Here is a 24,564-nt window from a genome sequence, read left to right as displayed (position 1 = left end):
TTAAAACAACACTGTCACCAGTGTCACCACTGTCACATGTATAAATATAAATATGAACATGCGCGCGCACGTGTGTACGCGCACGCGACTGGTGACACTGGTGACACTGGTGACACGCCCGCAATACGCGGCCTCCAGCCCGTCACATAAGTCACAGCGCGGCAAATAACCTGTGACATCACGCCGCTTCCTGATTTTGCTGGGCAGACTCCGGACGCACGTACGGCCTGATACGAACCCCCTCGCCAGGTACACGCTGCAACTTTTGCTTCGTCCAGCCAAGCCTTCTCAGAATGTCGCCAACCCGACGCTGCTCGGGCTTGTTCATGCGCGCCATATCCATCTGCAGCGCCCGCTGCAACAGCTCCATCACAGTCACCGAGTTGATCCGCCCTTGCTGCCCTGCGCGGTAGTAGACGTGCGGAGCCCTGCCCTCCAGATAATCGACAATGGCCTCCTCCCACGCGTCTTCAACGTACCGCTCATCCTGCTCGGCCTGCGCCAGATCTTTCGGATAGTCCCACCATCTGAACCCACGCTGGAACAACACCAACGCCTCAGCCCATAGTTGATCGCGCCATTGCCGCACATACCCCACGTCAGCCTTACGGCAGAGCACAGGTAAAAATCGCCGCGCACCCGTTGGGTCCAGAAGGTAGGCATCAGCGTTGGTCGTCCCGATGAAGATGCACTGGCGCGGATGGCTGCTCGCATGCCGGTCATACGGTGCCCGATACTTATCGTCCCGGCGCGTGATCGACATCTTCACCTGGTTGATATCGGCCTTCGAGAAACTCTGCATCTCGCCGATCTCCACGCCCCAGTTGCCCTGCATGGTTACGTAAAAATCCTTGGTGGCCGGCGGCTCTGCCGTTTCGAGATACCATTCCATCCCGAACAGCTCAGCCACGCAGGTCGACTTACCCAACCCCTGCCCGCCTTCCAGCACCACCATCTCATCGACTTTGCAGCCAGGGCGCTCGATACGCGCTACCGCCGATACCAGCAAGCCCTGCCCAACGTGCTCGGTGTAAGCATTGTCATCAGCACCGAAAACGTCACGCATGAACGTAGGCAGCCGCGGCACATCATCCCAGACCGGCAGCGCATCCAGATACTCACGCACCGGGTGATACCGGTTATCCCAGGCCACCATCCGCACCGCCTCATCAGCCGTGCTGCTGCTGCGCAGCCTCAGCCCCCACACCAGCTGCAGCCACACCAGAGCCTTGCTGGCATCAACGTCACCCCATGGCCCCGCCGAACCATCCGGCACTGGCGGCGCCCGCAGCTTCTCGATCCGGTCCGCAAACTCGTTGTACGCCAGCACACCCTGCCACTCCGGCGCGTGTTTCAGAATCAGGTAGGCATTCGACAGCTCAGGCAACAACACTCCACCATCGGTACGCCTCAGCTGAATCTGCCACGCATCAGGATCACCGCCCGCCGCAAGGCCATCGTAGGGGGGGATTGCAGTATCGGCATCACCGGAACTGACTTGTACCCCAGGCTCAGCCTTGCGGCTGGAGCGCGATTCATCCACGGTGCCAATGGGCGGTGCATCATCGCGCACAGACGGATTACCCTGCCGCACTGGGCGCGAATCGAGGCCGAGTATCTTTGCCGCCGCCTTGGTCGCCGCCTTCGCATCGCCGTCATGCTGCAGAATGCGGAACACATCAAAGGCGTCATTCATGTGCTCGTTAGCCAACGGGTCAGACGCATGATGCGAATACACCCGCCCATCCGTCACCGCCACACCAGGCAACCCGCTAGAGCTGCACGGCGCCAACCACTTGTTGCCCCGCCGCTCATACCCGTGCGCGGCCAGCAGGCTCTCCACATCGTGCGCCCGGTTAAACTGCTCGATCACATCCCCACCGCCAGAGGGCGGCGCAGCGGGCCGCGCTGGGTGCCTCACCACCGCTGCCGGCTTGGGTGCCCACGGGCAGGCCGCAACCGCATCACGCTTGAATGCCTGCCAGTTCAACCACACCGCCAGCAGCGCCTGCGGCAACACAGGCAAGCCTGCATCAGCATCAGGCGCAGTGCGCCAGGTGTAGGGCTTGCCGGTACCGGGGTGGATCGACGGCGGCAGCACGTCCTGCACCAGCCCTGCGCGCAGCTCAAACACCGTGAAGCGCTTGACCTTGTCCGCCTCAGCACGCGCCTGCGCCTCGCCTGCCGCGTCACCCGCCTCTTTCGCCGCCTTGGCCTGCGCCATGTATGTCTTGAAGATCGACCCGTCAGGGTCGTCTTGATGCGGCCACGTCAGCGAATGCCGGTCCAGTTCCAGCCCATCGGGCACACGGAACAGCACCCGGAACCGCGCCGGGTTGCCCACCACAGTGGGGCAGCTGTCCGCCATCGCATCCAGGTCAACACCCAGCAGCTCCCGCAGCGCATACCGCGTCCACTCCACATCATCCGCATCGAGCGAGCACACCCGGCTTGGGCCAAGCACTACGCCCAAGTTGTTCTGCGGGTTACGCTGCCAAAAAGCCTCAGCGGCTGCTGCGTCTGTGAGATAGCCTCCGGGCTGGTTCCAGCCCTTGCCTTTTGGTGCCTTCTCGCCTGGATCAATCGAGACCAGAGTCAAGCCGAAAGCATCGATATACCGCCGTGCCCAGGCGCTGATCGGGGCTTCGCGCTTCTCCGTCATCGCGCCCCCTTCCGCTGCTCGTTGATTGATTGGCAGTGAATGCAGTACTCGCACCCCGGCACCACCTCGCGGCGCTTCAGGGGTATCGCTTGCCCACAGGCAACGCAGTACGGGTTATCGATAGCCAGCCGAGAGGCTTGGTACCGACGCTCTGCCAAAGCGTCATCAATCATCTGCTGAGTACGCTCAGCGCCCAGGTCTCCAAAGTCAGGCATGGTCACAACCCTCCATCGCCTGCTCAGCACCCGCAACAATGCCCAAGATTCGCCCGACCAACTGATTCGCGTGGTAACGAAGCCGCTCAACCTCATGGGGCTCCCATCTTGAGTCAGCTGCGCCCTCAGTCAGGCTTTCGACAAATTCGCCCTCCTCCCGCAGCAGATCCGCCAGCGCCCGCAGAGCTTCCCGCGTTGCCGGTACCGGCTGCGGCACAAACGCCAGCGCACCAGCTGGCCGCACTAGCGCAGCAACAAGGCGAGGGTCTTGGGTGTGAGAGAGAATGTCCTCGATCCACTCCGGCGCGATTGGCCGGCGGTCTTTCGGATTGACCACTTTCTGCAGAGCATCCGGGTCGATGCCCATGCTCAGCGCCACGCCGGTGATGCCGGCCCGATCATCACGGCAGGCGCGATACAGCGCAGCCCTGATCGAAAGCACCGGCCCAGCGTCCGGCAACAGGTCCTTACGGCTCATAGGTTTTATTTCCCCTGTAACGCCGTAGCCGCAATGCAGGCGCTTGGCCTATCATTGCGGTACAGCAGGTGAGCCCGATTGATACGTGCTGTGTCCAAGGGCTCACTGGTTGAGGAGCGTCGGGTGGTGCCGTGCTCCGGACTGCAGGGTCAGGGTCTTACTGTGGTAGGTGGCCCCTGATTCCTGCCTCTATTCAGCCAGTCGCAATGCGGCTGGCTTTGTTTCTTGCTCTGTGCCGGTAGCGGTCTGCTGGTGAGGCTCCCGCTACCGGCTCCCGCCGCTGGATTACTTGGCTGTGTCTCCGGCGGGTTGTTACTCATTTCACAAGGATGCTGCTATGTCTGACACCCCCGAGTTAATCACTGTCGGCATGCTCAAGGACTACCTCAACGGCTATGCCGATGACATGGAACTGGACTTCAGCGGCCTGGCCTTCTACCGGCTGAAGCAACGCAGCCCCACGCTTGTTCAAGTCGAGTTCAACGAACTGGTGTACCGCGACAAGCAAACAGGCCGCGTGGTGGTTGAGAACCACGAATAAGGTGCCCGGCTGCGGCCAGTGCGGTTTCTACGTCCTTTGGTGCATAGCTCTCAAACGGCTGGCCGTCCTTGCGCGCCTGCAACATCAGGCCGTTTTCAGTATGGGTGATTGCGACTTCAAGCCCAGGGGCTACGCCGAACTGATCGCTGTAGGCGTTAAAGGTGCTCATTGCTGTGTCTCCGGCGGGTGGTGATTCTCAGGCTGCTGCTGGTTCGGCTGGCTGATTGCGTAGATAGTCCCAATCGATGTCCGGCCGAATGTCCTCACAACGGACTGCTCCGCCGCTGGCTATATCGATGCGGATCGCGAGTTCAGCGCTCGCCCGCCGACCGTAAGCAACCTGTCTGAGCTGCCCGGGAGTGCTGCGGCACTTCAGCGCAAACGCCTCCAGAGCATCCGCCTTCAACGGCTTGATGTAATCCAGCAGCTTCATAACGTGGGCTCGTTTAAAATGATTTGGCCTGATTTTGTTACCTTAAGGTAATTAATGTCAACACCTTTAGGTCAATTACTTTTTAGTAAAAATAGGTGCACAATTTTTGAATGCACACGCAATCAATCAGGCGAGCCAATCTGGCAGCTCTCATAGAAACTAAATTCGGCGGCGTCCAAAGCGCACTGGCCCAAGCTATTGAACGCTCACCCAGCTACGTGAACCGCTGCCTTCTTCCCGAAGACCATCACAACTACAAGCCCATCGGCGAAAAGTTTGCGAGGCACGTAGAGAAGATGCTCGGCATGCTGCCCGGCGCGCTCGACGCCCCCCCAGGCTCGGACAATCCAGAGCGCCGATCCCTGCTGCGCCGGGCAGGCGAGCCGTATGCGGACTCCCGCCTAGCCCCAGTCGAGACATGGAGTGACGACACCCCCCTCGGAGAGGACGAGGTAGAGCTACCGTTTTACAAGGAAGTTGAAATGTCCGCCGGCAAAGGCTCCGAAGTAAGAATTGAAGATCATGGCCGCAAGCTGCGCTTCGGGAAGCGCACCCTCAGCCGCAAGAACATCATCCCCGAATGCGCCGCCTGCGCCACCGTGACCGGCAACAGCATGGAGCCGGTGCTGCCTGACGGCACCACAGTCGGCATCAACACCAGCATCACCGGCATCAAAGACGGCCAAATGTACGCCATCGACCATGACGGTCAGCTTCGGGTTAAAGTGCTTTACCGGCGCCCAGGCAACGGCATCCGCCTGCACAGCTATAACGACGCAGAGCACCCAGACGAGGTTTATGAGGCTGATTACGTGGACGAGAAGATCCGCATTATCGGCCAAGTGTTTTGGTATTCCGTATTGCTGTGACCTTTTTTACCAAAAGGTACTGATCAGACCCTTTACTTAAAGGTACATTTGTGTTGAACCCACCTACCACACAGGTTCAACACAATGCGGACACAGCCAAGCAACACCTGCAGGGTCTACCTGCACCCCACAGCGGCCAGTAACCCGGCCACTATCAAAGACATCATCAAGCGCACCGGCCTTGCCATCGTTATCGGTGGCAATCGCGCCGCCGCCGCTCTGCGCCCTTCTCAGCCAGTCGACGACCAAGGCCCCTGGAACGGGGGTGACGCAGCATGATTCGCCTCACCGCCGTCAGCCAGCAGCTGCTGGCCCACCAGCTCAAAAGCCCCGGCACCTTCGTCACCGTGCTGCAGCGCCATACTGGCGAGCGCATCCGCGCCACGCTGACTACCGAGCGCCAAGACGGCCGCATCAGCCTAACCCTGCGCGCCCAGGGCACCGTCAACAGCACCACGCTGCCAGCCAAGCAAGCCGAAACCACCCTCAAACGCCGCGCCCAGCGCTGGATTGAAGACTGCGCTAATGGCCGGTTGGAGCGTGCAGCGTGAGCCCGGAAGAACAGCCCAAAGCCGGTTGCTCCCGAGAATTCGACCTGTCCACCGCCGCCAAACTGCTGGGCAGTGGCCGCAACCGCTTTTGCGCTGACCTGCAGGCTCGGAGAGTCCTCGACCAGTTCAACCTCCCCTACAACACCTCAGACGTAGACCGTGGGCGTTTGCGCGTGAAGCTCAAGTCACACAAGGGCAACTCGCAGATCAACAACGGTCACGGCCAGATCTATGGCAAAACCTACGTTACCGAGAAGGGCTTGCGCTGGCTCGCCGGCCTGCTGGGCGTTGAGATCGAAGAGGCAGACGGCAAGGAGGACGCAGCATGATGAAGCACCTCCCAACCAACCCTGCCCCGCTGATCAACCACGCAATCGGCGCGATCAAGCTGCTGCAGCTGCACCTGGACCACCCTACGGCCATCAACGCACGCGAAGCCCGCGCGGCCGGCACGGAAGCGGTGCAACGCCTGCAGCAGCTCGATGACACAGGCTTGCGCCTGGCAGAAGCACTGAACATCGCTGCCAGCCACTTCCCCTACCCGCTCTCCGTTAGCGTAGGGATGGCCGGCCAGCGCTACGACCAGCTGCAGGTCATCGTCAGTGACGGCAACCACATCATGCACACCATCAGCGCCAAAACCGTTGACGGCCTGCGGGAGCTGCTGGGCGTTAATGCGCACCCGGCACGGAGTGCCAGCCAATGACAGTACCGGCCACGCTGGAGCAGCTGCGCCGCCGCTACGACCGGCCATGCCTGCCCCTTGAAGAAGTCCGCGCCGAGTGGCTGCCGCACATCACCAATGTGCAACACCTGCTCAGCGAGATCCGCGCAGGCCGCATTCGCCTGCGTTACACCAAGCTCCACAGCAACAAGGGCGCCCCCGTCGTTTACCTCGACGACCTCGCCCGCTGGCTGGAGAGCTGCAACCCACGCACCACCAAACCAGCCGCCAACCAAGCGGAACTCAGCAGCACCAAAGCAAACGCGGGGCTCACCACCCCGCGTGAACCTGAAGGACACAGCACATGACACAAATCACTCAAAACCCAGCAACCGTAATCGCGATACTGATCACTGCAGCAGCCGTCCTGCCGTTGCTGGCGGGGGCGTATGCACTCGGCAGGGGTAAAAACCGACAAGAGAACCAGGCACTGAGCATCGCCTACCAAGGCGCAGTTCAGCTGGAGCGCGAAGCCACACACGCAGCCAGCGCGGCTCACCGAGCAGCAAAGGCAGCCCGTGCCGATCTGAAGCGCAGCCAAGAGAACGCCGCCCGGGCACTGGAGCAGCAACAGCTTAACCATGACCAGGAGCTGCAGGCTCTGCGAAACCAGCTCAACCCGCTCAGCGAGCGCGACATCAGCACCATCGGGAAGATGGCCGAAAAACTGAACCTCGCCGCCAACGCCTTGCACGCCACCGGCAGCTTCAGGGAGTCACGTGAAGCCAAGAACCTTGCCTCAAGCGGGTTCCGCATCGCATCCGACCTTACCCGTGCTCGCGCACTGCAGGAGGCCGCGTGACCATGCAGGCACCCGACTTTCTAAACGCAGGTTTGCGGCACATGGAAGACCGCGCGGTGACCTATGACAAGCCCCAAGGGGAGAGATCAATGGGCATGACTGTCGCCATGGCCAACATCCTGCTGGCCGACAAGTTACGCGAGCCCCTAACCGAGGAGGACGGTTGGAACTTCATGGAGCTGCTAAAGCTGGTGCGCTCAAAACAAGGTGAGTTCAAAGCAGATAACTATGAAGATCGTGCAGCATATGCAGGGCTGGCAGGGGAAGCCGCGGGCGCAGAACGTCAGGCCTCAGCTATGGATAATACGCGATGAGCGCCATAGCCTCATTCAGCCTCGGCCCCCATGGACGCGTGCAAGCTGAGCCAAGAGTTCAAACTCTCGACCCAAGCGTCCTGGTAAGCCTCTGCCTCCGCAACCAGGAGGCCCGCTTGGTCAGCCAACAAGGCAGCCCCCTTGTGAAGGGAATTGAGCATCGACCTAAAGTCCCTGAGCTCCTCGTGCAGCTGCATACAACCGAACCAACGATCAAAGTCCCTATCACGTTGCAGCATTTGCTCCAGAGCAGCGAGCAAAAAGTCGACGGTATGTGCGTAGTGCTCGTGCGTTTTCCAACTGGCCCCAGGTGCGCCCTTAGTCCACTGTTCATACTCAACGCCAAAGTCTTTAACACGAATGGTGATTTGGATAGCCGCCTGCCAATTCTTTTTTTCTTCCACAAACACGAGATGTCGCCGCTCTCGACGCTGCGTCCAGCTAGTCCAGCTCGCAACGCCTACAGCAACCAGAATAGCCAAGATACTGCCCACAGCCTGAACCCAGGCGGGAGCAGCGCTATCGGCCCAGGGCAGCGCCCTGAGCCAGTTGACCAGCATCCCTACGAGCACACCAATTGCTGCTGCTTCAATCGTGCTCCAGATCAAAACTTTAGGCCCCAGCTTTCTTACTGGCCTTCTGTACATAGCGCGCCACAACATAGCCGGCATCCTTTCCTAAATCAGATTAAGCAACCCCAAGGCGACCGCCGTCACCTGGAGAACAGGTACACATGAAAACTCTATTTCTTCTGATGGCGCAATATGATGGCCTCTCCATTATCCCACTGGACAGAGTCTGCGCGGACTATTTCAGCCACCTGAGCGTAGAGAAGCTGCAGCGCAAAGTGATGGCTGCAGAGATCGACTTGCCGATTGTGAGGATGGAAGGCAGCCAAAAAGCCGCAAAAGGGGTGCACCTGCAGGACCTAGCCCAATACCTCGACAACCAACGGACGAAGGCAGTGATTGAGAATGACAAGCTACAGGGACGCTATCGGAAAACGGGGTAACTAACCGGAGTGGATATACTTTTTTGCCCGCTGCAACAACTCTATCTGACGCTCGATAACTTGGGGATCGTTTGAGCTATCCAAAAACTTGTTAGCCTCTTGAATCGAAGTAAAAAAGTCAGACATCCCAAAGTAAAAGGCAATCATCCCTCTATAACACTCCTGAAGACTATAGCAATGACGCTCTGCCTCTTCATCCCCTACTCCGTCATGTATGTGGGCATTTCGATAATCCTTTAGATAAGTCAAAACCTGAAAGTAATACTCAGGATCATCAAACACATAAGAACAGCGCTTAATCATCACGTCCGATTTTTGCCCCACACCAATCAGCAGCGATTCCATTGCAGACCAGAGCTTATGTAGGGTTGCATTATAATCAAATTCATCTAGAGCAAGCGCATATCTTGCAATGCAAGAAACTATTCGCACCTGATCTCCCGCAGGATAGCGACTTATGTATTTAAATCTAAATCGCAAATACTTAGCAAGACTGGCTTTTTCTTTAGCCACATTACCCGGAGCCCCAGCCGGCTGAATAGCCGAGAAGTGCGGTTCATACCAATAGGAATTCACCCCGCTAAGCGCTCCATCTGCGAAATGGATACAGTGCATCCCCCCCAGCATAACCTTATTGAGAGGCCTGTATGCGCGCCCGCCATAGCTAAAACTCTGCTCAGGATTATAACGCAGCCCAAGCAGCCCCCTGAGGAAGTTTAGGTCATGCATTGCTTTATGGAATGCATCGGAAACATTCTTAGCTTTAACCATAACGACAACACGCGTGTACTGCGAGGGAAGCGGCGACTCATTAGGAAAGTTAAACCTCCAGTGCTTTTCATTGGCCGCACGGGTGCTATATTTCTTGGGCAAGGGACCAGAGTGACAATAAACCGTTGAACTAGGGAGTTTAATTCTAGCGGGCAACAAACCATGACTAATTGAAAGGGAGCTCGTCAACCTGAAATCCTGCATATCTGCAGCATCATATGCTGCCACTTGTTTACGCAGTTCCCCGATAAAATCATCTTTATTAAGAGAGCCCGCGTTAGCACAAATGGAGAAAGCCTTCATGCGAAACATGACTTTAGTGCTAAAGCTGTAATCGCGCTTATAAACAAGCATATTATGCAAAATGGGCATCAAGCCAAAATGCTCCCCATTTTCAACCCTTATTGCCCCACCATCTGAAACAGAAGTAACCTCCGCGAGTCTTGCAAGCACAAGCTCAGGTTTAGCACCCTTTTTCCACTCGACACTCTTCATTCCCTGCCTCTGCCATCCCTATGATTTTGTAAAAGCAGCTAAGAGCCTAGGGGCTTCCTTAACACTCCCCGCACTTAGCCAACCAGAGTACCGGTCGCCGCGTCCACGCAAGTGAGTGTAACGCCGCAATGAGTTCCAGTCCCGGTGCCCAGAAACGCTGGCCACCCGCGGAATATCCCAATCCATCTCAAATAATCGACTCACACCGTCATGCCGCAAGTCATGAAAGCGCAGATCCTCAATCTCTAGGAATTTGCACGCCCTTGTGAATGAGGCGGAGATAGAGCTGGAGTTGTAGGGGAAGATCTCGTCAGCCAGCCGCGGCATGCTCTGCACAATGGCCCATGCCTCATCAGGCAGGTGGCACCACACATCGTTGCCCAGTTTCTGGCCGGGGTTCTTCATATCCCGCACCAGTACACGCTGGCCAGCCTCGTCCAGGTCGGCCCAGCGAATGCGGGTGATCTCGTCTTGCCGGCGCGTAGAGAACAGCGCGAAGGCAATCACCTTTGGCATAGGAATAGATGAGGGTCGACGCTGTTGCATCTCGGAGAAGTGCGTCATGAGCAGGTCCAGCTCTTCAAGGCTCGGCCGACGATCACGCTCTTTGCTCCGAGACGCCATGCCCATTTTGCGCAGTACCTTGCGGGCATCAGCCATCGCGTGATGATCCACCTCAAAGCCCCAGGCGGGCCGCGCTACAGACATCACCGCACCCAGGTGGGAAAGGTCATTGCCGATGGTCTGCGGCTGCACCGCCCCGCCCTGCTCACTGCGGCGCCAGTGCGCATACTCGACCAGGCGCTGACTGGTGAGGTCGGTGTCGGCCAGGTCGCCCAACCAGGTATCGGCAATCGCCTTCAATGTTGCACGCTTGGTTTTGCCCAGCGGCCGCACCCGCTCAAACTCTTCCAGGTAGCGCAAGATCATTTCTCGCACAGTCACACCACCGCGCAAAGCTTTATCAAGCGCACCCGGCTGGGCCAGCTCCCCTTCTCGCTTTTTCAGCCAAGCGCCGGCGGCCTGCTTGCGCTCAAAGGTTTGGCTTTCCTGATAAACTACGCTGCCTTGGCGCTTGATCCGGATCTGCGCCGTGTAACTCGATTTTCCGTTCTTGCGTTTGCGTTCTGTGATGGTGCCCATGGCGGTGCTACATTTTTTTTAGACGGTGCTACATTGTAGCACTCACCTTAAAAAAACAGCCGAAAACAGCAGAAATTAAGCACTAAACAGGCAGTCAGAAATGCACCCAGAATCCACATCAAGCCCAGTAACCACGCGGCCAGAGCCCAATCGCCGCTTCAGCGTTGCGCCGATGATGGACTGGACCGACCGCCACTATCGCTACTTTGCGCGACTGATCAGCCGGCGTGCGCTGCTGTATACCGAAATGGTCACTACGGGCGCGGTGCTGCATGGCGACCGTGAGCGTTTTCTGGGTTACAGCGCCGAAGAGCAGCCGTTGGCACTGCAGCTGGGCGGCAGCAATCCGCAGGAGCTGGCCCAGTGCGCGGCGCTGGCTGAAGAAGCCGGCTACGCCGAGGTCAACCTGAACGTCGGCTGCCCCAGCGATCGGGTGCAGAACAATATGATTGGCGCCTGCTTGATGGCGCACCCGGCGCTGGTGGGTGACTGCGTTAAGGCGATGCAGGATACCTGCAGCACGCCGGTCACGGTCAAGCATCGTATCGGCATCAACGGTCGGGAGAGCTATGCCGAGCTATGCGATTTCGTCGGCACGGTTCACGAGGCGGGCTGCACCAGTTTCACTGTTCACGCGCGCATCGCCATTCTGGAAGGGCTATCGCCGAAGGAAAATCGCGAGATACCGCCGCTGAAGTATGAGGTAGTGCATCAGCTCAAGCGCGACTTCCCGCAGCTAGAGATCATCCTCAACGGCGGCCTGACCGACCTGGATGTCATGCAAGCGCAGCTGTCCCATGTTGATGGGGTGATGGTAGGACGCGAGGCGTACCACAACCCGTGGCTGCTGTCCGAGGTGGATAGTCGTTTCTTCGGCGACGACCATCCGCGGCCTTCACGTATCGAGGTGATGGCGCTGATGCGGCCGTACATCGAGCGGCACGTCACCGCTGGCGGCCAGATGCATCACATCACCCGCCACATGCTGGGGCTATTCCAGGGCTTACCCGGCGCACGCCACTTCCGGCGCGAGCTGAGCACCACCATCCACCGCACTAATGAGCCATTGGCGCTGTACGACCAGCTGCTGGAACAGATGCAGGCACGCGTCGGCTGATTGCGACTGTCAAAGCCTATGAGGTAAGGTCGGAGGGATACTAGGGAGTACCGCCGTAACATGACCTCAAAACTGGATAGTCTGAAACAACACACCCTGATCGTTGCCGACACTGGCGACATCGATGCCATCCGCCAGCACCAGCCAATCGACGCCACCACCAACCCGTCACTGCTACTCAAGGCCGCCGAGCTGACCAGCTGCGAGCCGCTTTTGGAGCGCGCCATCGGCGAAGCAGCAGGCGGTACAGAACCAGTCAGCAACGCCTGCGATCGCTTTGCAGTCGCCGTCGGCAGCGAAATCCTCGGCCTGATCCCGGGGCGTATCTCCACTGAGGTCGATGCCCGTCTGTCCTTTGATCAGGACGCCACCTTTCGCAAGGCCTGCGAACTGATCGAGCTATACGAACGCGCTGGCATCACCCGTGATCGGGTGCTGATCAAGATTGCCGCCACCTGGGAAGGGATTCAGGCCGCTGCAGCGCTGGAGCGAGAAGGCATCCAGTGCAACCTGACACTGTTGTTTTCCTTCGCCCAGGCTCGCGCCTGCGCGGATGCCGGGGTCTACCTCATCTCGCCGTTCGTTGGCCGCATCTACGACTGGTACAAACAGCACGAGGGTAGAGACTTCAGCGGGACTGATGATCCGGGCGTGCAATCGGTGGCGCGCATCTTCCGCTACTACAAGGCGCACATGTACGAAACGGTCGTAATGGGTGCAAGCTTCCGCAATACCGGCCAGATCGAAGCACTAACCGGCTGCGATCGCCTGACCATCAGCCCGCAATTGCTGCAAAGCCTGCAGGAGCAGCCAGGTGCACTGCAGCCGTCGACCATACTGCGTCAGGGCGTGGTCGACGAGCGCATTGAACTGGATCAGATCGCGTTCCGCTGGGCCCACAACGAGGATGCCATGGCGACGGAGAAACTGGCGGAGGGAATTCGGGCGTTTGCAGCAGATCAGCTCAAGCTGGAGAAGCTGGTCGCAGCGAAGTTGGGGTCAGTTGCCTGACCCTTCCAGGGCGCTGACCAGATCGCGAAAGGCTTCGCGATTGCTGTCGTTGAGGTCCATCAGAATGCGATGGGCCTCAAGAACCTTATGCTTGACCTTGTCTTCGGACAACATCTGAGCCGGCAGATCCTGCAGCTCTTCGCAGGTCGGCGTCGATTCCGGCACGATATTGAAGACCTGATCGAACCCCATGCTTTGCAGCAGCCGGTTCATATCTTCATGATTGGACACCAGCGTCGGCAGAAAGCCAACCTTCTGGCGCGACAGAATGGAGAGCTTGGCAAGCAGCCCCAAGGAGGTGCTGTCGATGCACTCGGTCTCTGTCAGATCAATCACAATGGCCTTGAACGTCAGGACACTGAAGATCTTTTCGATATAGGCATCCAGCGCTGCACATAGCGTCAGGCGCACATCACCAATGAACTTGAGCACAAAGGTGCCTTGCGCTTCCGCAAACTGGATTTTTCCAGTCGTCATCATTCTGCGTTCCTGCTCAACACCAACACGGATATGTCATCGGGCATCGTTTTATTGGGATCCAGCCCCAGGGCGGCCATGATACCTTGCATGCAGCCACCTTGCTCAGCAATCAGCGCGGGAAGTCGCGCCTCTTTCTCTTTCAGCGTAGTCCCTTCCAGGCAGTCCAGCACACCATCGGAACACAGCGTCAGAGTAAAGTGCTCGGGCAGCGGGATGGTTTCGTCCTGATAATCGGCATCCTCAAACAACCCGACCGGCCGCCCCTTACCCGGCAGATAACGCGCCTCACCATCGGCGTAAATCACCGGCAACGGCAAATGACCTCCGATGCTGTAGGTCAGCGTTTTTTCCTGCTCATCAATCACGCCACCGAGCATGGTTACATGCTTGCCCAGCTTGCAACTGATCAGACTGCGATTGATGTGTCCCAGCACATCGGAGGGCTTGAACTCGATACGTCCCTGCCCTTCGACCTTGCGCTGCTCGTACATCAGCCGGGTTGTCATGAACTTGAGTAGCACAGTGACGAATGCCGACGACGAGCCATGGCCGGATACATCCGCCAGATAGAACGCCAGTTGCGAGTCGGAGACGCGGAAATAATCGACAAAATCGCCAGACAGATACAGTGAGGGAATCAGCTTGTGCTCAAGCCTGTACTCACCACTGGTCCAAGGGGTGACCGGCAGCATGTTGAGCTGAACCTGATGGCCCGCAGCCTGATCATCGCGCAGTTCCTTGAGATGCATCTCAAGTTCGCGGTTGGCCCGCTCAAGACGCTCGCGAATACGCTGGTTTTCAAGCCGCAGACGATAACGGTCCAGCGCCCTGCGCACCGAGTGCTCCAGCACCTCGGGATCATTTAACGGATTGAGCAGAAAGTCGCTGGCTCCAAGGCGCAGCGCCTGAACCACATCGGTCATCGCCCCCTCGGCCGACATCACGATGACCGGCACGTCCAGACCAGATTCGGTAATTTGACGCACCAGCTCGAAACCCTGGCTGTCACCAAGGTGAAGGTCGCACAGAACCAGCTCGGGACGCTGCTTCTCGAACAGGGCCAGACCACCCCCCGCATCAGCGGCCTGGATTACGTCATGACCATTACCTTCCAACAGTGCTGACAGACGTTGGCGAACCTTGTCGTCGTCGTCAATCACCAGCAGTGTGGTGCCTGGAGGCTGCATAAAATCCCTACGTCATTGTCGCAGCGCGCATCTTTCGCGGCGACCACAGGGTGGCTGAGTCGAGCCGGAAATAACCCGGCGTTTTCAAGGGGGAAACACTACTCCCATCCGCTGCTGCAAGCAACCGTTGCAGAAGGCTGGAAGGATGCTTGTCGGAGGCCCAACTCGGAACTACGATGACCAGTAGAAAACCAAAAAACAGACGTATCTGCCGAAGCCGGAGTCGCCGATGTCGTTTCATGACCAGCAGTACAGCGAAAAGCGTGATTTCATGCGCATGACAGTGGAAACCGCCGCCACACTTACCTTTGGTGCTGACAATCACACCTGCGATGTACTGTGCCGCGATCTATCCAACCAGGGGGCTCAGGTAATGGCCAGTGAGGCAGTGGCGGAGGGTACTGTCGCGACCCTGTCCATCCCCTCACCGACTCCGGGTATGCAGGGCTTGCAGGCCAAGGGTGAAGTGGTGCGCTGTCAAGCCGAGAGCGACGGTCGCTTCAGCATCGGGCTGCGCTTTGACAGCCTGAGCTGAAGCAACCAACGCCCCGACGATCAGAACTCGTCGGGGACGTTTCCGTCGCGTACTTTGTACTCGCGATTCTGCAGGTATGCGTTACGGATAAAGGTGTAACGGTCACCGGTGATCAGGCGTTCCTGATCCAGCAGGCCGGCCCGGATATCTACCGTCTCCAGCGCAAACAGCTGGTTACGCGCACGAATGTCATTCAGGTAGCCGGTATAGGTGTAATTGAGGAAGTTTTCAGGCAGTTTTGAGCCGGTATCACGCACCGTATTCGGTCCGAGGAACGGTAGCATGACGTAAGGACCGCTCGGCACTCCCCAGTACCCCAGAGTCTGCCCCAGATCCTCGTCACTGCGTTCTAGCCCCATGCGGCTTGCCACGTCTACCAGGCCCCCGCCACCCAGCAGGGTGTTGAACAGAAAGCGCGACATATCCACCCCTGCCCGATTGAACTTGCCCTGCAATCCGTTGTTCAGGAAGTTCATCGGCTCTCCAAGGTTGTTGAAGAAGTTGCCTACCCCATCACGCATGAACTGCGGAGTCACCGACTTATACCCCTTGGCAACCGGCTTGAGCGTATAACGGTCTACCGTGTCATTGAACCGGAAGGTAGCGCGGTTAAACGTCTCCCACGGGTCGGGGTCAACATACGCCGAGTCGTAATCGTCGTAGTCATCGGCAGCAAAAACAGGTGTAATACAGGCCAGCGACAGCGCCGACAACACCATTGCCAAGGCTCCTGTATTCAGCAGATTCATCAGCGGTTTCTCCATTCTTCGCTTTTGATAGGTGCAGCAGCCCGCGGGCTCTGCCGGCCCGTCAGTGTAATGCATAACTTCCGTCAATTTCAGCGAAATTTGCCATGACAGACCATTCCACAACCCTGCTCTATACCACCGAAATACCCATCCGCTATGGCGACATGGACAGTAACCAGCACGTCAACAACACCCGCTACTACCAGTATCTGGAAGATGCCCGCATCGAATGGCTTGATGGCCTGGGCGCACCACGACGGGAAGTTGGCCAGGGCCTGGTACTGCTGACCTGCACCCATCACTTCCTGAAACCCGCCTTTCACCCCGGCACTATCGTCGTCGAGCTGTACGCCGGCGTCGTCGGTCGTACCAGCCTGACGCTGGAACACAAGCTTTACGTCAAGGGCCAACCCGACCTAATCGGCTACGGTGATGTGAAGATGGTGTGGATTACGGTGAATAATCAGCGGCCAATCCCGGTTCCCAACAGTGTGCGCGTCGCCATGGGTGCAGAACCGCTGGACGAAGCACAGTAATAAACCTGCAACACCTTGATACGATGATGTGCGGTCAACACGCGTTTCCGACCAGGAGCACGGACCATGAACGCACATCAGATCGAGGCAGTTCTCTTCGATCTTGCCGGCACCCTGACTGCAGCCCGACCGACAGCCGACGAACCGGCTCTGCTGCCACAGGCTTTGCCAGCACTCCAACGTTTGCAGCACAGCGGCATTTGCGCGGGCCTGCTGCTGGACCGACATGACCGCCAACTTACGCCGATCGAGTCGCTAATCAGCGCGACAATCTGCACCGAACCACACCTGCGACCGCTACCTGCACCGGACCTGCCCGTTACTCTGGCGCTGCGCCTGCAAGCGCACACACTTAAACACTGCGTTCTGGTCAGCGGCAGCTCCGATGGAATCCGTGCCGGGCTCAACGCAGGCCTCTGGACCATCGGCACCGCGCTGAGTGGTGCACTGGACCAACACGGCAACGCACACTGGTCCGCTCTTGGCTCCGAGGAGCAGGACCGTATTCGGCTGCAGGCCACCATGACGCTGATGAATGCAGGCGCCCACTACGTCATCGACAACGTCTCCGAACTAGACAGCTGCCTGCGCGACATTGAGCTACGGCAGGCCAAAGTTTGAATGCCGTAAAACCAGCGGACGTGTTGTCCATCTAGAGGTATAGTAAAAGCACACTGGATGGACAGGAGAGTTACATGCCCACTGATCGTTTGAAGTCGCAGCTGGAGTCGCTGCAGAACACCCTGAATGAAAGCGACTCACCACTCAGCAGCGAAGAGCGCGAGGCACTACAGGCGCTGGCAACCAGCCTGGAAGCAAAGTTGCTGAACGAAGCCAGCGACGTCGAAGTAGAGGAAGACCCAAGCCTGGTCGATGGGGTCAACCTGATGGCTGAGCAGTTCGAAGCTCGGCATCCCACCCTTGCCACCACACTGCGCAGCGTCATGCAGAGCCTGGCAGACATGGGAATCTGACTGTCCGGACGCTCCGCCGCTGGTGGAGCGTCGCCCATCTACCCTATTGGCGCGCCAGCCGCAGATTTTCCGGCATGCCCGGCTGCGTGGACCGCCAGGGATTGATATCCAGTCCGCCACGACGAACATAGCGCGCGTACACAGTCAGCGTCGCCCCCTCCCCCAATAGCTTGAGAATATCCAGGAAGATGCGCTCCACGCATTGCTCGTGGAAATCCGAGTGCTGCCTGAATGAGACCAGATACCGTACCAGAGACGCGTGATCCAGTGCCGGGCCACTGTAACTGATCTGCACTGATCCCCAATCCGGCTGCCCCGTGACCGGGCAGTTGGATTTAAGCAAGTGACTGTGCAGTACCTCGGTCACTGGCCCCGCGCTGGCCGCCAGACTCAGCAGCGAAGGATCATAGCTGTAGCTCGACACCTCGACATCCAGGTCGTCGATACAGGTCCCGGGCAGCATGAACAGCCCCGCCTGATGCAGCTGCTGCATACTTAGCAGCCGCACCATCACCGGCCCCTGCGCCGCAACCGACAGGTCGGTCTCCAGCGTCTTCAGCAGGTCATGACGATCCCGGAAAACCGTCTGATTGAGTGAGTTCAGATACAGCTTGAACGACTTGGACTCGACAATCCGCGCCGCCTTGATCGGGAAGACGAACTCTGCGGCAGCCACCACGGGCTTGCCAGAAGGTGTCAGCCAGGACAGCTCGAAGCAGTTCCAGATATCAGCGCCGTGAAACGGCAGTTGCTGCGGATCCAGCCCCAACTCCTGCCATTTCGGCAGTCGTGAGATTGGATACAGCAGCGACGGCGTGTAAACGCTGATGTAGGCACTGGACTTGCCCAGCGGCGACTCGGTCGCAGGATGATCAGTCATGGAATACCCCGGGAATCGACAACGGGCCGCCGGCTGACGGCCCGCGCCCATTATTGCCGCATACCCGTGCCTCTGACCAGCAACCAGTAGCTCACGCTGTAGAGCGCGACGGTAAAAATAGCCATGATGATAAGGGCAGTCGCGATTGGAATATCGGACACCCCCAAAATGCCGTAACGAAACGCATTGACCATGTGCAGAATCGGGTTGACCTGCGACACCGCATGCCAGAACGGCGGTAACAGGTTGATTGAGTAAAACACCCCGCCCAGATAGGTCAGCGGCGTCAGCACAAAGGTCGGCACGATCGAGATGTCATCGAAGGTACGAGCGAATACCGCGTTGATGAAGCCGCCCAGCGAAAACACCAGCGAGGTAAAGAAGATCACCACAATGGTCAGCCAAACGTGCTCCACACGCAGCTTGGTGAAGAACAGCGACGTCAGCGTCACGATCAACCCCACCGCCAGCCCACGGGCAACACCGCCGAAGGTGTAACCAAGCAGGATCACATGCGGCGACACCGGTGCCACCATCAGCTCCTCAATGGAGCGCTGAAACTTGGTACTGAAGAAACTCGAGACCACGTTGGAGTAGCTGTTGGTAATCACCGACATCATGATCAGGCCCGGCACGATGTAATCGATGTACCGGAATCCGCCCATCTCGCCGATGCGGCTGCCGATCAGATGACCAAAGATGACAAAATACAGCGTCATGGTGATCGCCGGCGGCAGCAGTGTCTGCGCCCAGATACGGGTAAAGCGGCGAATCTCCTTGGTCAGGATGGTCGTAAAGGCCACCCAGCCCTGTTGCCAGTACTGCATGCTCAGGCTCCCTTCTTCTCGGCGTTTTCATCGACCAGCGTAAGAAACAACTCCTCCAGCCGGTTACTTTTGTTGCGCATGCTCACCACATCGATTCCCGCCTCACTGAGCGCCGCAAACAGCGCATTCAGGCCTTGAGCCTTATCCACCTGCACCTCAAGCGTATGCTCGTCGACCAGTCGCGCCGTGTAACCTGTCAGCGCTGGCGCCTCGGTCAGGGTCTGGCGCGTATCGAGCAGGAAGGTTTCGACATGCAGCTCTTTCAACAGCGCGCGCATGCTGGTGTTATGAATGATCCGGCCTTCATCGATAATCGCGATGTGGCGGCACAGCTGCTCGGCCTCTTCCAGATAGTGCGTGGTGAGCACGATGGTAATGCCCTGCGCGTTGATCTCCTGCAGGAACTGCCACATCGAGCGGCGGATCTCGATATCCACACCGGCAGTGGGCTCATCCAGAATCAGCAGCCTGGGTTCGTGAATCAATGCCCGGGCGATCATCAGCCGGCGCTTCATACCGCCAGACAGCATCCGCGAAGGCACATCGCGTTTTTCCCACAAACCAAGACGCTTCAGGTAATGCTCGGCGCGTTCACGCGCACGGGCCAGCGGAATGCCGTAATACCCGGCCTGGCTGACCAGAATATCGATAACTTTCTCGAACTGACTGAAATTGAATTCCTGCGGCACCACCCCGATGCAGCGCTTTGCAGCAAGCAGCTCGCGGTCGATGTCGTGACCGAAGATGCTGACCTCGCCTGCCGACTTGTTGACCAGTGATGACAGGATGCCGATGGTAGTGGACTTGCCCGCCCCATTGGGTCCCAGCAGAGCAAAGAAGTCCCCTTCGCGCACCTCCAGATCAATGCCCTTGAGAGCACGCATTCCGGTTGCATAGGTCTTCTCAAGCCCCCGGATACGTATAGCTGCAGTCATGCCGTGCCTCACGTCTTGGAAGTTGAGGCCTAACTATGAGGGCGGATCGACAGGAATCAAGGTCAGCCACCGAAACTCCCTCTCTATCAATACTGAGACATGGTTTATGCGAATGATAATACCGCTGTGCGAAACTACGGGCTTACAATTTTGCTACAATTGCGCGCGGCCGGTCGATTGTGACGAACAACGGGACAACGTATTCTCGCTGCAGAACAACAAACGCCGGAGACAATAAATGGCCCAAACGCCAGAAAACACGGCTGACCAGAACGACGTCAGTCACCGCATCACCCCCGCCTATCGACGCTACGCGCTGTTGATTCTGGTTCTGGCGTATACGTCCAGCCACGTCGACCGCAATATCGTCGGGATCCTGATTGAACCCCTCAAGGCAGATCTGCTGCTGTCGGACACCCAGCTGGGGTTCCTGTCCGGCATCGCCTTCGCCCTGTTCTACGCGACTCTTGGCATTCCGATTGCGATCTTTGCCGACCGTTCCAACCGCCGCAATATCATCGCCTGGTCCATTGCTATCTGGAGCGTGATGACCGCCATGTGCGGCCTGGCCCAGAACTTCTGGCAGTTGGCGATCGCCCGGATCGGCGTTGGTGTCGGTGAAGCAGGGTCCAGCCCGCCGTCGCACTCCATGCTTGCCGACCTCTACCCGAAAGAAAAGCGCTCAAGCGCCATGTCCATCTACGCGCTTGGCGTCTACCTGGGCATCATGATCGGCTTCATCGTCGGCGGTTTTGTTGCCGAATGGTGGGGCTGGCGCGCAGCGTTTTTCGTTGTCGGCCTGCCGGGCATCCTGATCGCCCTGCTGGTGCGCTTCACCATGATCGAACCACCGCGCGGTTTTGCCGACGGCGTCAAGCCGCCGCCTATGGGCAAAGTCAACGTCAAGGCCGGCTTTGCAGTACTTTGGCGTGTCCGTACCACCCGTCATGTCGTTCTCGGGGTCACCCTGACCGCATTGGTCGGCTACGGCACCATTGTTTGGAACCCGGCGTTCCTGATTCGTAGCCACGGTTTGACCCCAGGCCAGGTCGGACTCTTCCTCGGCCCCCTGATGGGGATTATCGGTGGCCTTGGTGCCTGGATCGGCGGCATGTTGGCAGACAAGCTGGCCGCCCGTGATGCCAGCTGGAACGCCTGGATCGTGGGCTTGGCCAAGCTGCTGACAATTCCGTTCATTATTGCCTTCTATATGATCGACAGCACCTTCTGGGCGCTGCTCGCTTACTGCCCGGCCGTATTCCTCGGTGCCTTCTACCTCGGCCCCAGCTTCGCCATGATCCAGAGCCTGACCCCGCTGCGCAGCCGCGCGCTGGCATCGGCCATCATGTTGCTGGTACTGAACCTGGTGGGGCTTGGCCTCGGTCCACAACTAATCGGCATCGTCAGCGACCTCGTCAGCGGCCCGTTCGGTTCCGACAGCCTACGCTACGCGCTTATCGGCGCAGCATTCGTCAATATCTGGGCCTGTGCACACTACTACCTCGCTGGCCGCACCATCCGTTACGACCTCGACACTGTCGACGCCTGACGCGTTTGTTACGGGCGCCAACCGGCGCTCGTAACACCATGTCACTGCACGCGCACGACCTCAGCCGCCCAGAACAGCTATGCTGACAGGGTACTGAACAATTCCGATCCCACCTCTGAGTCGCCCTGCAACGGCCTGCCCCTAAAGGCACCCGCGCCCTGCCTGCTGCAAAATCGGAGATCGAACGGAATTATTCAGCACATCCTCTGGTCTGGAGAGATGTACCGAAAAGGAGTGCGCAATATGATGACCCTGCTTTGGCTGGTTGGACTGCTGCTCTGCATCAGCGGTCTTGCCTACATCCGAACTAGCTTGCTCAACGCCACCCTCGGCGTAGCAGCCTACCTGGCAGTAATGACACTGCTCGGCCCGGTTCACTGGTTAATCGACCTGTTGTTATGGGCCCTGTTTCTTGGTATCGCCATACCGGTCAACCTACCCGACTGGCGCAAACAGAGCATCAGCGCCCCGTTGCTGGGCTGGTTTCGCAAGGTGCTGCCCCCGCTATCCGATACCGAACAGGAAGCGCTCGACGCCGGCACGGTCTGGTGGGATGGCGAGCTGTTCAGCGGCCGTCCTGACTGGGGCAAGCTGCACAACTTCCCAACTCCGCGCTTGAGCGAGGAGGAACAGGCCTTCCTCGACGGCCCGGTGGAACAACTCTGTCAGATGACCAACGAGTGGGAGGTCACCACCGAGCTGCAGGATCTTCCTCCCCAAGTTTGGCGTTTTATCAAGGACAATGGCTTCTTCGGCCTGATCATTCCCAAGGAATATGGCGGTAAAGGCTTCTCCGCAATCGCTCACTCACAGATAGCGATGAAACTGGCCAGTCGCAGCGGCGACCTCGGCTCCACTGTCATGGTGCCGAACTCATTAGGCCCTGCCGAGCTGCTGATGCACTACGGCACAGAGGAGCAGAAGCAATATTATCTGCCGCGCCTGGCTCGCGGCGAAGAAGTTCCCTGTTTTGCGCTCACCGCACCTGAAGCGGGCTCTGACGCGGGTGCCATGCCCGACAAGGGCATCATCTGCAAGGGCCAGTGGAACGGCGAAGAAGTCATCGGCCTGCGCGTCACTTGGGAAAAGCGCTATATCACCCTCGGCCCCGTTGCCACGGTGCTCGGCCTGGCGTTCAAGGCCTACGACCCGGATCACCTGCTCGGCGATGAAGAATCGCTCGGCATTACCCTTGCACTGATCCCGACCGACACGGAAGGCGTCAACATTGGGCGACGTCACTTCCCGCTCAACGCGGCCTTCATGAACGGCCCCAATTCCGGTACCGACGTGTTCATCCCGATGGACTATCTGATCGGCGGCCAAGAGCGAATTGGTCAGGGCTGGATGATGCTGATGAACTGCCTCTCGGTCGGCCGATCCATTTCGCTGCCAGCCGGCAGCATTGGTGCCGCCAAGATGGCCAGCATGACCACCGGCGCCTACGCCCGCATTCGCCAACAGTTCAATCTGCCGATTGGCGAGTTTGAAGGCATTCAGGAAGCGCTGGCCCGGATCGGTGGTAACACTTACGTGATGGACGCCGCTCGCACCATGACCGCCGGCGCGGTAGATCTGGGCGAGAAGCCCTCGGTGCTGTCAGCAGTCGTCAAATACCACCTTACCGAACGCATGCGCCAGTGCATCAATGATGCGATGGATGTGCACGGCGGCAAGGGCATCTGCATGGGGCCACGTAATTACCTCGGTCGTGCCTACCAATCGGTACCCATTTCGATAACCGTTGAAGGTGCCAACATCCTCACCCGTAACATGATGATCTTCGGTCAGGGAGCCATCCGTTGCCATCCGTATGTGCTGCGGGAGATGCAGGCTGCCGGCCTGGAAGACCAGAACGAAGGATTGAAGCAATTTGACCGCCTGCTGTTTGAGCACATCGGTTACTCGCTCAGCAACGCCGCTGGCAGCCTGCTGCTTGGCCTCAGCGCCGGCAAGCTTGCCAGCGCGCCAGACTACCCGGAAACGCGTCGCTACTATCAGCAGCTCACGCGTCTTTCCGCTGCCTTCGCGACGCTGACCGACTGCACCATGCTCATGCTGGGCGGTGAGCTGAAACGCCGCGAACGTCTTTCTGCTCGTCTGGGCGACATCATGAGCAACCTTTATCTAGCCAGCGCCACCCTCAAGCACTTTGATGACCAGGGCCGCCCGGAAGAGGATCTGCCCTTTGTCCGGTGGGGGCTAGAAGACCTGCTGTACCGCATCGAAACCAGCCTGCATGAGGTGCTGCTCAACTTCCCGAACCGGCATCTCGGTTGCCTGCTGCGGGTGATCGTATTTCCGCTTGGACGCCGACTCGCACCGCCCAGCGATGCAACTGGCGCAGAGATCGCACGCCGGCTGATGCGTCCCGGCGCCGCACGCGACCGCCTGCTGGCGGGCTGCTATCAGAGCGATGACCCGACTGACGTGACCGGCCTGCTCAACAGCACGCTTGCCAAGGTAATCCAGGCTGATCCGATTGAGGCGCGGCTTCACAAGGCTGTCCGCTCAGGTGAGCTGGAGCACGACAGCGATGCCGACACCCTCGCTGTTGCCGCTGAAAGCGGCGTGATCAGCCCGGAGGAAGCCGAACTGGTGCGCGATGCCAGGGCTGCGCGGCTTGCCGTCATCACCGTGGACGACTTCTCCAAGGAGGAAATGACGCCACGCAAAACACGCCGCAGCAAGGCGGCAAAATCAGAGAGTGAATGATGCCTTGAGCGGCCGGCCAGGCTGGCCGGCCGCTCAACCGGCTCCCCGCGCGACAGCGC

The 24,564-nt window shown here is 58.7% G+C and carries 31 protein-coding genes; 18 read left to right on the top strand and 13 right to left on the bottom strand.

The window, feature by feature from the left end; all coding sequences use genetic code 11:
• Window positions 1-178 precede the first annotated feature (178 nt).
• The 3 genes from ACKPCU_RS10325 to ACKPCU_RS10315 are packed head-to-tail and all read right to left on the bottom strand — an operon-like array spanning window position 179 to window position 3,355.
• Window positions 179-2,662, bottom strand: coding sequence for a VapE domain-containing protein (locus ACKPCU_RS10325; protein WP_321346434.1), 2,484 nt, complete (start codon window positions 2,660-2,662; stop codon window positions 179-181).
• Entirely contained in the window at window positions 2,659-2,877 is a 219-nt protein-coding gene (locus ACKPCU_RS10320) for a TraR/DksA C4-type zinc finger protein (RefSeq protein ID WP_321346432.1), read from the bottom strand. The genes ACKPCU_RS10325 and ACKPCU_RS10320 overlap by 4 nt, the downstream gene beginning before the upstream one ends.
• Window positions 2,870-3,355 (bottom strand): phage regulatory CII family protein, encoded by a 486-nt coding sequence (locus ACKPCU_RS10315; RefSeq protein WP_321346430.1) that lies wholly within the window; start codon window positions 3,353-3,355, stop codon window positions 2,870-2,872. Before ACKPCU_RS10315 ends, ACKPCU_RS10320 begins: the two co-directional genes overlap by 8 nt.
• A gap of 337 nt (window positions 3,356-3,692) precedes the next feature.
• Here ACKPCU_RS10315 and ACKPCU_RS10310 point away from each other — a divergent pair, with 337 nt between their 5' ends.
• Window positions 3,693-3,896: a hypothetical protein gene (locus ACKPCU_RS10310; RefSeq protein ID WP_321346428.1), complete on the top strand. Its 204-nt coding sequence runs from the start codon at window positions 3,693-3,695 to the stop codon at window positions 3,894-3,896.
• A 196-nt stretch (window positions 3,897-4,092) separates the two neighbouring features.
• Here ACKPCU_RS10310 and ACKPCU_RS10305 read toward each other — a convergent pair whose 3' ends face one another.
• A complete protein-coding gene (locus ACKPCU_RS10305; protein WP_321346426.1) occupies window positions 4,093-4,329 on the bottom strand; it encodes a transcriptional regulator in 237 nt (78 codons plus the stop codon).
• Window positions 4,330-4,439: 110 nt separating this feature from the next.
• Here ACKPCU_RS10305 and ACKPCU_RS10300 point away from each other — a divergent pair, with 110 nt between their 5' ends.
• The 8 genes from ACKPCU_RS10300 (at window position 4,440) to ACKPCU_RS10265 (ending at window position 7,589) form a co-directional block, all read left to right on the top strand.
• Window positions 4,440-5,198, top strand: coding sequence for a S24 family peptidase (locus ACKPCU_RS10300; RefSeq protein WP_321346424.1), 759 nt, complete (start codon window positions 4,440-4,442; stop codon window positions 5,196-5,198).
• A gap of 84 nt (window positions 5,199-5,282) precedes the next feature.
• Complete coding sequence (locus ACKPCU_RS10295; RefSeq protein ID WP_321346422.1) at window positions 5,283-5,477, top strand: hypothetical protein; 195 nt, start codon at window positions 5,283-5,285, stop codon at window positions 5,475-5,477.
• Window positions 5,474-5,749: a hypothetical protein gene (locus tag ACKPCU_RS10290; RefSeq protein ID WP_321346419.1), complete on the top strand. Its 276-nt coding sequence runs from the start codon at window positions 5,474-5,476 to the stop codon at window positions 5,747-5,749. Before ACKPCU_RS10295 ends, ACKPCU_RS10290 begins: the two co-directional genes overlap by 4 nt.
• Window positions 5,746-6,078: a phage antirepressor KilAC domain-containing protein gene (locus tag ACKPCU_RS10285; protein WP_321346417.1), complete on the top strand. Its 333-nt coding sequence runs from the start codon at window positions 5,746-5,748 to the stop codon at window positions 6,076-6,078. Before ACKPCU_RS10290 ends, ACKPCU_RS10285 begins: the two co-directional genes overlap by 4 nt.
• On the top strand, window positions 6,075-6,455 hold the full coding sequence (locus ACKPCU_RS10280) for a hypothetical protein (RefSeq protein WP_321346415.1): 381 nt from the start codon (window positions 6,075-6,077) through the stop codon (window positions 6,453-6,455). The genes ACKPCU_RS10285 and ACKPCU_RS10280 overlap by 4 nt, the downstream gene beginning before the upstream one ends.
• Entirely contained in the window at window positions 6,452-6,781 is a 330-nt protein-coding gene (locus ACKPCU_RS10275; protein ID WP_321346413.1) for a pyocin activator PrtN family protein, read from the top strand. Before ACKPCU_RS10280 ends, ACKPCU_RS10275 begins: the two co-directional genes overlap by 4 nt.
• Window positions 6,778-7,275: a hypothetical protein gene (locus ACKPCU_RS10270; RefSeq protein ID WP_321346411.1), complete on the top strand. Its 498-nt coding sequence runs from the start codon at window positions 6,778-6,780 to the stop codon at window positions 7,273-7,275. The genes ACKPCU_RS10275 and ACKPCU_RS10270 overlap by 4 nt, the downstream gene beginning before the upstream one ends.
• Before the next feature lie 2 nt (window positions 7,276-7,277).
• Window positions 7,278-7,589, top strand: coding sequence for a DUF6378 domain-containing protein (locus ACKPCU_RS10265; protein ID WP_321351819.1), 312 nt, complete (start codon window positions 7,278-7,280; stop codon window positions 7,587-7,589).
• Window positions 7,590-7,600: 11 nt separating this feature from the next.
• Here ACKPCU_RS10265 and ACKPCU_RS10260 read toward each other — a convergent pair whose 3' ends face one another.
• The gene (locus tag ACKPCU_RS10260; RefSeq protein ID WP_321346409.1) at window positions 7,601-8,251 is read right to left on the bottom strand and encodes a hypothetical protein; all 651 of its coding nucleotides are present in this window, start codon (window positions 8,249-8,251) and stop codon (window positions 7,601-7,603) included.
• Window positions 8,252-8,322: 71 nt separating this feature from the next.
• Here ACKPCU_RS10260 and ACKPCU_RS10255 point away from each other — a divergent pair, with 71 nt between their 5' ends.
• Window positions 8,323-8,601, top strand: a complete 279-nt coding sequence (locus ACKPCU_RS10255; protein ID WP_321346408.1) for a pyocin activator PrtN family protein — start codon at window positions 8,323-8,325, stop codon at window positions 8,599-8,601.
• On the opposite strand, the gene ACKPCU_RS10250 is transcribed toward ACKPCU_RS10255, so the two are convergent.
• On the bottom strand, window positions 8,602-9,867 hold the full coding sequence (locus ACKPCU_RS10250; RefSeq protein ID WP_321346407.1) for a hypothetical protein: 1,266 nt from the start codon (window positions 9,865-9,867) through the stop codon (window positions 8,602-8,604). It lies immediately after the preceding gene.
• An 18-nt stretch (window positions 9,868-9,885) separates the two neighbouring features.
• Window positions 9,886-11,010 (bottom strand): site-specific integrase, encoded by a 1,125-nt coding sequence (locus ACKPCU_RS10245; protein ID WP_321346405.1) that lies wholly within the window; start codon window positions 11,008-11,010, stop codon window positions 9,886-9,888.
• 100 nt (window positions 11,011-11,110) lie between these two features.
• On the opposite strand from ACKPCU_RS10245, the gene dusA reads away from it, so the two are divergent.
• Complete coding sequence (gene dusA, locus ACKPCU_RS10240; protein ID WP_321346403.1) at window positions 11,111-12,127, top strand: tRNA dihydrouridine(20/20a) synthase DusA; 1,017 nt, start codon at window positions 11,111-11,113, stop codon at window positions 12,125-12,127.
• A gap of 60 nt (window positions 12,128-12,187) precedes the next feature.
• Window positions 12,188-13,138, top strand: coding sequence for a transaldolase (gene tal / locus ACKPCU_RS10235; protein ID WP_321346401.1), 951 nt, complete (start codon window positions 12,188-12,190; stop codon window positions 13,136-13,138).
• Here the strand turns inward: tal and rssC are convergent.
• Window positions 13,127-13,615 (bottom strand): anti-sigma factor antagonist RssC, encoded by a 489-nt coding sequence (rssC, locus tag ACKPCU_RS10230; protein WP_104738705.1) that lies wholly within the window; start codon window positions 13,613-13,615, stop codon window positions 13,127-13,129. The genes tal and rssC overlap by 12 nt on opposite strands.
• Entirely contained in the window at window positions 13,615-14,805 is a 1,191-nt protein-coding gene (locus ACKPCU_RS10225) for a PP2C family protein-serine/threonine phosphatase (RefSeq protein ID WP_104738595.1), read from the bottom strand. Before ACKPCU_RS10225 ends, rssC begins: the two co-directional genes overlap by 1 nt.
• A 229-nt stretch (window positions 14,806-15,034) precedes the next feature.
• Between ACKPCU_RS10225 and ACKPCU_RS10220 the strand changes: the two genes are divergently transcribed.
• Entirely contained in the window at window positions 15,035-15,340 is a 306-nt protein-coding gene (locus ACKPCU_RS10220) for a PilZ domain-containing protein (RefSeq protein ID WP_104738594.1), read from the top strand.
• 20 nt (window positions 15,341-15,360) lie between these two features.
• On the opposite strand, the gene ACKPCU_RS10215 is transcribed toward ACKPCU_RS10220, so the two are convergent.
• A complete protein-coding gene (locus tag ACKPCU_RS10215; protein WP_229744433.1) occupies window positions 15,361-16,089 on the bottom strand; it encodes an MlaA family lipoprotein in 729 nt (242 codons plus the stop codon).
• A 104-nt stretch (window positions 16,090-16,193) separates the two neighbouring features.
• On the opposite strand from ACKPCU_RS10215, the gene ACKPCU_RS10210 reads away from it, so the two are divergent.
• The 3 genes from ACKPCU_RS10210 (at window position 16,194) to ACKPCU_RS10200 (ending at window position 17,599) form a co-directional block, all read left to right on the top strand.
• On the top strand, window positions 16,194-16,625 hold the full coding sequence (locus ACKPCU_RS10210) for an acyl-CoA thioesterase (protein WP_321346397.1): 432 nt from the start codon (window positions 16,194-16,196) through the stop codon (window positions 16,623-16,625).
• Window positions 16,626-16,691: 66 nt separating this feature from the next.
• Entirely contained in the window at window positions 16,692-17,246 is a 555-nt protein-coding gene (locus ACKPCU_RS10205; RefSeq protein ID WP_321346396.1) for a phosphonoacetaldehyde phosphonohydrolase-related protein, read from the top strand.
• Window positions 17,247-17,320: 74 nt separating this feature from the next.
• Window positions 17,321-17,599: a DUF4404 family protein gene (locus tag ACKPCU_RS10200; protein ID WP_104738591.1), complete on the top strand. Its 279-nt coding sequence runs from the start codon at window positions 17,321-17,323 to the stop codon at window positions 17,597-17,599.
• 43 nt (window positions 17,600-17,642) lie between these two features.
• Here the strand turns inward: ACKPCU_RS10200 and queF are convergent, their stop codons facing one another.
• The 3 genes from queF to ACKPCU_RS10185 are packed head-to-tail and all read right to left on the bottom strand — an operon-like array spanning window position 17,643 to window position 20,241.
• A complete protein-coding gene (gene queF / locus ACKPCU_RS10195) occupies window positions 17,643-18,479 on the bottom strand; it encodes an NADPH-dependent 7-cyano-7-deazaguanine reductase QueF (RefSeq protein WP_104738590.1) in 837 nt (278 codons plus the stop codon).
• A 50-nt stretch (window positions 18,480-18,529) separates the two neighbouring features.
• Window positions 18,530-19,306, bottom strand: a complete 777-nt coding sequence (locus ACKPCU_RS10190; RefSeq protein ID WP_104738589.1) for an ABC transporter permease — start codon at window positions 19,304-19,306, stop codon at window positions 18,530-18,532.
• 2 nt (window positions 19,307-19,308) lie between these two features.
• Complete coding sequence (locus ACKPCU_RS10185) at window positions 19,309-20,241, bottom strand: ABC transporter ATP-binding protein (RefSeq protein ID WP_321346390.1); 933 nt, start codon at window positions 20,239-20,241, stop codon at window positions 19,309-19,311.
• A 238-nt stretch (window positions 20,242-20,479) separates the two neighbouring features.
• On the opposite strand from ACKPCU_RS10185, the gene ACKPCU_RS10180 reads away from it, so the two are divergent.
• Together ACKPCU_RS10180 and ACKPCU_RS10175 are read left to right on the top strand one after the other, a co-directional pair.
• Window positions 20,480-21,790 carry a spinster family MFS transporter gene (locus tag ACKPCU_RS10180; protein ID WP_104738587.1) on the top strand — a complete coding sequence of 437 codons (1,311 nt, stop codon included), beginning with the start codon at window positions 20,480-20,482 and terminating at the stop codon, window positions 21,788-21,790.
• 246 nt (window positions 21,791-22,036) lie between these two features.
• Window positions 22,037-24,505, top strand: a complete 2,469-nt coding sequence (locus ACKPCU_RS10175) for an acyl-CoA dehydrogenase (RefSeq protein WP_321351816.1) — start codon at window positions 22,037-22,039, stop codon at window positions 24,503-24,505.
• Window positions 24,506-24,564 lie beyond the last annotated feature (59 nt).

The sequence above is a fragment of the Halopseudomonas oceani genome (assembly GCF_963677335.1).
GTDB classification, from domain to species: Bacteria; Pseudomonadota; Gammaproteobacteria; order Pseudomonadales; family Pseudomonadaceae; genus Halopseudomonas; species Halopseudomonas oceani.
Note: the sequence above shows the minus strand (reverse complement) of the source record. Positions and strands in the feature narration are given on the sequence as shown.

Excerpts from the sequence above, each read along its gene's own strand:
- ACKPCU_RS10270 (WP_321346411.1), top strand. The coding sequence starts at position 6,778 with ATGACACAAATCACTCAAAACCCAGCAACCGTAATCGCGATACTGATC.
- ACKPCU_RS10250 (WP_321346407.1), bottom strand. The coding sequence starts at position 9,867 with ATGAAGAGTGTCGAGTGGAAAAAGGGTGCTAAACCTGAGCTTGTGCTT.
- ACKPCU_RS10325 (WP_321346434.1), bottom strand. The coding sequence starts at position 2,662 with ATGACGGAGAAGCGCGAAGCCCCGATCAGCGCCTGGGCACGGCGGTAT.
- ACKPCU_RS10260 (WP_321346409.1), bottom strand. The coding sequence starts at position 8,251 with ATGTTGTGGCGCGCTATGTACAGAAGGCCAGTAAGAAAGCTGGGGCCT.
- ACKPCU_RS10175 (WP_321351816.1), top strand. The coding sequence starts at position 22,037 with ATGACCCTGCTTTGGCTGGTTGGACTGCTGCTCTGCATCAGCGGTCTT.
- ACKPCU_RS10320 (WP_321346432.1), bottom strand. The coding sequence starts at position 2,877 with ATGCCTGACTTTGGAGACCTGGGCGCTGAGCGTACTCAGCAGATGATT.
- ACKPCU_RS10205 (WP_321346396.1), top strand. The coding sequence starts at position 16,692 with ATGAACGCACATCAGATCGAGGCAGTTCTCTTCGATCTTGCCGGCACC.
- dusA (WP_321346403.1), top strand. The coding sequence starts at position 11,111 with ATGCACCCAGAATCCACATCAAGCCCAGTAACCACGCGGCCAGAGCCC.
- ACKPCU_RS10215 (WP_229744433.1), bottom strand. The coding sequence starts at position 16,089 with ATGAATCTGCTGAATACAGGAGCCTTGGCAATGGTGTTGTCGGCGCTG.
- ACKPCU_RS10290 (WP_321346419.1), top strand. The coding sequence starts at position 5,474 with ATGATTCGCCTCACCGCCGTCAGCCAGCAGCTGCTGGCCCACCAGCTC.
- ACKPCU_RS10275 (WP_321346413.1), top strand. The coding sequence starts at position 6,452 with ATGACAGTACCGGCCACGCTGGAGCAGCTGCGCCGCCGCTACGACCGG.
- ACKPCU_RS10245 (WP_321346405.1), bottom strand. The coding sequence starts at position 11,010 with ATGGGCACCATCACAGAACGCAAACGCAAGAACGGAAAATCGAGTTAC.
- ACKPCU_RS10295 (WP_321346422.1), top strand. The coding sequence starts at position 5,283 with ATGCGGACACAGCCAAGCAACACCTGCAGGGTCTACCTGCACCCCACA.
- ACKPCU_RS10225 (WP_104738595.1), bottom strand. The coding sequence starts at position 14,805 with ATGCAGCCTCCAGGCACCACACTGCTGGTGATTGACGACGACGACAAG.
- ACKPCU_RS10300 (WP_321346424.1), top strand. The coding sequence starts at position 4,440 with ATGCACACGCAATCAATCAGGCGAGCCAATCTGGCAGCTCTCATAGAA.
- ACKPCU_RS10180 (WP_104738587.1), top strand. The coding sequence starts at position 20,480 with ATGGCCCAAACGCCAGAAAACACGGCTGACCAGAACGACGTCAGTCAC.
- ACKPCU_RS10280 (WP_321346415.1), top strand. The coding sequence starts at position 6,075 with ATGATGAAGCACCTCCCAACCAACCCTGCCCCGCTGATCAACCACGCA.
- ACKPCU_RS10200 (WP_104738591.1), top strand. The coding sequence starts at position 17,321 with ATGCCCACTGATCGTTTGAAGTCGCAGCTGGAGTCGCTGCAGAACACC.
- ACKPCU_RS10210 (WP_321346397.1), top strand. The coding sequence starts at position 16,194 with ATGACAGACCATTCCACAACCCTGCTCTATACCACCGAAATACCCATC.
- queF (WP_104738590.1), bottom strand. The coding sequence starts at position 18,479 with ATGACTGATCATCCTGCGACCGAGTCGCCGCTGGGCAAGTCCAGTGCC.
- ACKPCU_RS10265 (WP_321351819.1), top strand. The coding sequence starts at position 7,278 with ATGCAGGCACCCGACTTTCTAAACGCAGGTTTGCGGCACATGGAAGAC.
- ACKPCU_RS10315 (WP_321346430.1), bottom strand. The coding sequence starts at position 3,355 with ATGAGCCGTAAGGACCTGTTGCCGGACGCTGGGCCGGTGCTTTCGATC.
- ACKPCU_RS10190 (WP_104738589.1), bottom strand. The coding sequence starts at position 19,306 with ATGCAGTACTGGCAACAGGGCTGGGTGGCCTTTACGACCATCCTGACC.
- ACKPCU_RS10255 (WP_321346408.1), top strand. The coding sequence starts at position 8,323 with ATGAAAACTCTATTTCTTCTGATGGCGCAATATGATGGCCTCTCCATT.
- ACKPCU_RS10185 (WP_321346390.1), bottom strand. The coding sequence starts at position 20,241 with ATGACTGCAGCTATACGTATCCGGGGGCTTGAGAAGACCTATGCAACC.
- tal (WP_321346401.1), top strand. The coding sequence starts at position 12,188 with ATGACCTCAAAACTGGATAGTCTGAAACAACACACCCTGATCGTTGCC.
- ACKPCU_RS10305 (WP_321346426.1), bottom strand. The coding sequence starts at position 4,329 with ATGAAGCTGCTGGATTACATCAAGCCGTTGAAGGCGGATGCTCTGGAG.
- rssC (WP_104738705.1), bottom strand. The coding sequence starts at position 13,615 with ATGACGACTGGAAAAATCCAGTTTGCGGAAGCGCAAGGCACCTTTGTG.
- ACKPCU_RS10310 (WP_321346428.1), top strand. The coding sequence starts at position 3,693 with ATGTCTGACACCCCCGAGTTAATCACTGTCGGCATGCTCAAGGACTAC.
- ACKPCU_RS10220 (WP_104738594.1), top strand. The coding sequence starts at position 15,035 with ATGTCGTTTCATGACCAGCAGTACAGCGAAAAGCGTGATTTCATGCGC.